The organism is Mesorhizobium sp. M2C.T.Ca.TU.002.02.1.1 (genome assembly GCF_003997225.1).
The window spans coordinates 1-5,178 of record NZ_RZTO01000440.1 but is presented as its reverse complement, the minus strand read 5'-3'; the positions used below and the strand labels follow the sequence as shown (position 1 = coordinate 5,178).

The window sequence follows — 5,178 nt, the reverse complement described above, 5'->3', positions numbered from 1 at the left end:
GGGCTATGAGGGCCTGACCTACCAGCTCGTCGTCGAGATCAACCACCGCCGCAAGGAGCTGGCCGATCTGAAAGTGCGGCAGGCGATCGCGCATGCCATCGACAAGGATTTCGTCGTCAAGACGATCTTCCTCGGCTACGCCGCGACCGCCACCGGCCCGGTGCCGAAGAACGATCCGCAATTCTACTCCGCCGACGTGCCGACCTATGCCTTCGACGTCGCCAAGGCCAACGCGCTGCTGGACGAAGCCGGCTACAAGCGCGCCGACGACGGCAAGCGCTTTGCGCTGAAGCTTTTGCCGGCGCCCTACTTCAACGAGACGAAGCAGTTCGGCGACTATCTGCGCCAGGCGCTCGCGGCCATCGGCATCGACGCCACGATCGTCAACAACGATTCCGCCGCGCACATCAAGGCGGTCTACACCGACCACGCCTTCGACCTTGCCGTCGGTCCGCCGGTGTTCCGTGGCGACCCGGCGATCTCGACCACCATCCTGGTGCAAAGCGGCATTCCCGACGGCGTGCCCTTCTCCAACCAGGGCGGCTACAAGAACGCCGACCTCGACGCGCTGATCGTCAAGGCATCCGAGACGCTGGATACCGCGGCCCGCACCGACCTCTACAAGGAGTTCCAGAAAAAGGTCGCCGCCGATCTGCCGCTGATCAACGTCGCCGAATGGAGCTTCATCTCCGTCGCCCGCGACACGGTCGGCAACATCGCCAACAACCCGCGCTGGGCTGTGTCGAACTGGGCGGACACCTATTTGGAATCGTGACACACTCGCGCGGATGAGAGTTCGCGAAGAAATCGGAATTTGGCCGGAGGCCGCGTTCCGTCACCCCCCTCTCTGTCCTGCCGGACATCTCCCCCTCAAGGGGGGAGATCATCCGTTTGTCCGTCCCGCCAGTTCTGCAACGTCAAAAATTGGCGAACCCGTTCGCGACATCCAATCTCCCCCCTTGCGGGGGAGATGGCCGGCAGGCCAGAGGGGGGTGCCTGGGCTTGGCATTTCTTATAGCGGGCCTTTCTCCAAACCTTCGAGGCGGGCATGACCCGCGCCCTCCGCCTCCTGCGCCGCCGTCTCGTCGGCAGCGTCTTCGTGCTCCTCATCGTCGTCATCGGCAGCTTCCTGCTGCTCGAAGCCGCCCCTGGCGACGCCGTCGACGCCTACATCGTCTCGACTGGCGGCGATGCCGGCATGATCGAATTGCTGCGCCACCGCTGGGGCCTCGACCAGTCGGAGCTGACGCGCCTCACCAACTATCTCTGGGCGCTGCTGCATCTCGACCTTGGTCAGTCGGTCACCTTCTCGCGACCGATCCGCGACGTCATCTTCGAGCGCCTGCCCACCACGCTGATCCTGATGGGCGGCGCCACCGCGCTCTCCTTCGGCCTCGGCTCAGTGCTCGGCATCTATGCCGGCGCGCGACCCGGGAGCTTCCGCGACCGCTTCCTGTCCGTCGGCTCGCTGGCGCTCTATGCCGTGCCCGGCTTCTGGCTCGGCCTCGTGCTCATCGTCGTCTTTGCCGTCGATCTGCGCTGGCTGCCGATCGGCGGCATCGAGACCATTGCGTCGGCCAAGACCGGGTTTAGCCGCGCCGCCGACATCGCCACCCACCTCGTGCTGCCGGTCTCGGCGCTGGGCTTCATCTATCTCGCGCTCTATCTGCGCATGATGCGCGCCGGCATGGCCGAGGCCTGGCGGCAGGATTTCGTGCTTGCCGCCCGCGCCCGGGGCCTGACGCGCGGCCGCATCGTGCTTGCCCATGTCGCCCGCAACGCGCTCCTGCCTCTCGTCACAATGCTTGGCCTGCAATCGGCGCAGATGCTGGGCGGCAGCGTCGTCATCGAAAGCGTCTTCGCCGTGCCCGGCCTTGGCCGCCTGGCGCAGGAAGCCGTCGCCGGCCGCGACACGCCGCTGCTGCTCGGCATCATCCTGGTCAGCGCCATTCTCGTCATCGTCATCAACCTGCTGGTCGACCTCGCCTATGCTTTCCTCGATCCGCGCGTCGGTGCCGGCGAGGCAAGCGCATGAGCCGCCTGCGCCGTTTTTTGAGCACGCCGGAAGCAGTCGCCGGCGCGCTCATCCTCGCTTTGCTGGCCGTCATGGCGCTGGTGGCGCCGCTGCTCTTTCCCGGCGACCCGCAGGCGATCGCCGGCCCGGCGCTGCAGCCGCCCTTCCGGGACTGGTCGGTGCCGCTCGGCACCGACCGGCTCGGCCGCGACGTGCTGGCGGAGCTGTTCCATGGCGCCCGCACCTCGCTGGCCGTCGGCCTGGCGGCGGCCGCCGCCGCGCTCCTCATCGGCGCGGTGGTTGGCACGTTAGCCGGCTTTGCCGGAGGGCTCGTCGATGAGGTGCTGATGCGCGTCACCGATGCGTTCCAGACCGTGCCGAGCTTCCTGCTCGCGCTGGCCTTCGTCAGCATTGTCGGTCCCTCATTGGGCGTCGTCGTCGCAGCCATCGCGCTTAGCGCCTGGACCGGACCGGCGCGGGTGGCGCGTGCGGAAGTGCTGTCGATCCGCGAGCGCGACTATGTCGCCGGCGCCCGCGTCATCGGCATGCACCCTCTGGAGATCGCTTTTCGCGAAGTGCTCCCAAATGCGCTCCCACCAGTGCTGGCGCTGTCATCGGTGATCGTGGCCGCCGCGATCCTCACCGAGGCGGCGCTCTCCTTCCTCGGCCTCGGCGACCCCAACCGCGTCACCTGGGGCGGCATGATCGCCGAGGGCCGCACGGTGCTGCGCACCGCGCCGTTCCTGTCGATCGTTCCCGGCGTGGCGCTGGTGCTGACGGTGCTCGGCGTCTACCTCGCCGGCGAAGGCGTGGTGGAGAGCACTGCCGTGCGCAGGAGCCTATCGTGACGGCGCTGCTGTCGATCCGCGATCTGTCGGTGGCCTATCGTCGCGACGGCGTGGCGGTGCAGGCACTGAAAGGTGTGAGCCTGGATATCGAGGCCGGCGAGCGCCTGGCGATCATTGGCGAAAGCGGCTCGGGCAAGAGCACCTTGGCGCTGGCGGTTGCTGGGTTGTTGGCGGGATCTGCTTTGACCGGCGGAACCATCGATTGGGCGATGCCGAAATCGCAAACGTCTCATTCCTTCGCCCCCCTCTCTGGCCTGCCGGCCATCTCCCCCTCAAGGGGGGAGATCGGCAGTTCCGTCGCCAGCTCTCTTCTTGCAACCTCGAAAATTGGCGAAGGCGGAGATCACAGCGTAATCTCCCCCCTTGAGGGGGAGATGTCCGGCAGGACAGAGAGGGGGGCGAAGGATCGCCAACCGTCCGCGATTGCCACAGGCCACCCCCTCCTCGGTCGCGACATCGGCTTCATCTTCCAGGACCCCTCTTCCAGCCTCGACCCCGTGATGCCGGTCGGCAAGCAGATCGCCGAGGTCGCCCGCACCCATCTCGAACTGACCTGGCCTGAAGCCTACGCCAAGGCCAAATCCCTGCTCCAACGCGTCCGCCTCCCCGGCCCGGACTCGGCCCTCCGCGCCTATCCGCACCAGCTCTCCGGCGGACAGAAGCAGCGCGTGGCCATCGCCGCGGCAATTGCCGCCGGCCCGAAACTCTTGATCGCCGACGAGGCGACCAGCGCGCTCGATACCATCGTCCAGGCGGAGATCGTCGCCCTGATCCGCAGGCTGGTCAGCGAAGACGGCATGACGCTCATCTTCATCAGCCACGACATCGCGCTTGCCGCCACGCTTGCGGATCGCATCGCGGTGCTGCGCCATGGCGAGCTGGTCGAGCTCGGCGAGACCGGCGAGATTATCGAAGCCCCGCGCCATGCCTACACACGCGCCCTGCTCGGCGCCCATCTCGGCCTCGATGCCAAGCCGTTGCTCGACCGGCAAGGCGCTTCGGCATGAGCGTGCTTGCCGTCTCCAGTCTCACCAAGCGCTATCGTCGCGGCGATAAACCGTTCGCGGCAGTCGACGATGTGTCCTTCGAGATCGGGCCCGCGGAGACGCTGGCGCTCGCCGGGCCGTCCGGCAGCGGCAAATCCACCATCGCCAGACTGGTGCTGCGGCTGATCGAGCCCGATGCCGGCCGCATCGCATTCGAAGGCGCGGACTTCCTCGCGCTGTCGGGCGCCGCGCTGCGCGCGCGCCGCGCCCGCCTGCAGATGGTGTTCCAGGATCCGCTCGCCGCCTTCAATCCCCGCGCCACCGTGGCGCGCGTGCTGGACGATCCCTTGCGCATTCACAACATCGCCACGCGCGCCGAGCGCCCGCGCCGCATCGCGGCGTTGCTGGAGCGCGTCGGCCTCGACGCCGGCCTTGCCGCGCGCGCCATCCACGAGATTTCCGGTGGCCAGCGCCAGCGCGTAGCGATCGCCCGCGCCGTTGCCACGCGGCCGTCGCTGATCGTGCTCGACGAGGCCGTGTCGGCGCTCGATGTCTCGGTGCGCGGCCAGATCCTCGAATTGCTGCTCGACCTGCAAAGGCACGAACGGATCGCCTATCTGTTCATTTCGCATGACCTCGGCGTCATCCGCGCCGTGGCGCACCGCGTCATCATCCTCGACGCCGGCCGGATCGCCGAGAGCGGCGATGCCCGCGCCGTCATCGCCGACCCGCAATCGGTGATCGGCAGGGCGCTTGTGACGGCGACGCCAAGATTGACCAGGAGCCGACCATGATCCCGCAAAGTGGCAACCGATTTGCGGGCAACATCACGGTCAAAAAACAAGATCAGGACGCACCATGACCGATCCCGAAGCAGCCAGGGCCGAAAAACTGTCGCGCGAGCTCGATTCCGCCTTCCGCAACCGCGCCGACCTCTACCGCCTCTTCCTCGACGAGCTGACCGCCGAGCTCGGCGCCGAGAAGGCCGAGGCGGTCATGATACGCACGATCGAAAAGCGCGGCCGGGAAGTCGCGGCGGCGGCTTTCGCCGGCTTCGGCCCCAACGACGCGCCGGCGATCGGCGAGGCGTTCCTCTCCGTCAGCCCGGATGGCGGCCGCATGTATCCGACCGACGTCGATCGCGGGCCTGGCCACATCGCCTTCAAGGTCAAGCGCTGCCCGCTGAAGGACGCCTGGGTCGAGGCCGGCGTCGGCGAGGAGAAACTCGCTACGCTCTGCCGCATCGCCGGCGCATTCGACCGGGGCCTGTTCGAGGCGACCGGCGTGCGCTTCGCCAATATCACCTGGACGCCGGGCCACGGCCCCGGCT

At 67.7% G+C, this 5,178-nt stretch carries 6 protein-coding genes; all 6 read left to right on the top strand.

The genetic code is table 11. The annotated features are described in order from the left end of the window. Positions 1 to 775: ABC transporter substrate-binding protein (locus EOD07_RS21625; protein ID WP_245470379.1), on the top strand; the 775-nt coding region annotated here is incomplete at its 5' end. Between the two features lie 273 nt (positions 776 to 1,048). Then, the gene (locus tag EOD07_RS21615; protein ID WP_127236917.1) at positions 1,049 to 2,035 is read left to right on the top strand and encodes an ABC transporter permease; all 987 of its coding nucleotides are present in this window, start codon (positions 1,049 to 1,051) and stop codon (positions 2,033 to 2,035) included. Beyond that, positions 2,032 to 2,862: an ABC transporter permease gene (locus tag EOD07_RS21610; protein ID WP_127236916.1), complete on the top strand. Its 831-nt coding sequence runs from the start codon at positions 2,032 to 2,034 to the stop codon at positions 2,860 to 2,862. Before EOD07_RS21615 ends, EOD07_RS21610 begins: the two co-directional genes overlap by 4 nt. Continuing rightward, positions 2,859 to 3,869 (top strand): ABC transporter ATP-binding protein, encoded by a 1,011-nt coding sequence (locus tag EOD07_RS21605; protein WP_164772409.1) that lies wholly within the window; start codon positions 2,859 to 2,861, stop codon positions 3,867 to 3,869. The genes EOD07_RS21610 and EOD07_RS21605 overlap by 4 nt, the downstream gene beginning before the upstream one ends. After that, entirely contained in the window at positions 3,866 to 4,642 is a 777-nt protein-coding gene (locus EOD07_RS21600; RefSeq protein ID WP_127236915.1) for an ATP-binding cassette domain-containing protein, read from the top strand. Before EOD07_RS21605 ends, EOD07_RS21600 begins: the two co-directional genes overlap by 4 nt. Positions 4,643 to 4,706: 64 nt before the next feature. Further along, positions 4,707 to 5,178: L-2-amino-thiazoline-4-carboxylic acid hydrolase (locus tag EOD07_RS21595; protein WP_127236914.1), on the top strand; the 472-nt coding region annotated here is incomplete at its 3' end.

What these genes read in the sequence shown, in the direction of transcription:
- EOD07_RS21615 (WP_127236917.1), top strand. Translation starts at nt 1,049, where the DNA reads ATGACCCGCGCCCTCCGCCTCCTGCGCCGCCGTCTCGTCGGCAGCGTC.
- EOD07_RS21610 (WP_127236916.1), top strand. Translation starts at nt 2,032, where the DNA reads ATGAGCCGCCTGCGCCGTTTTTTGAGCACGCCGGAAGCAGTCGCCGGC.
- EOD07_RS21600 (WP_127236915.1), top strand. Translation starts at nt 3,866, where the DNA reads ATGAGCGTGCTTGCCGTCTCCAGTCTCACCAAGCGCTATCGTCGCGGC.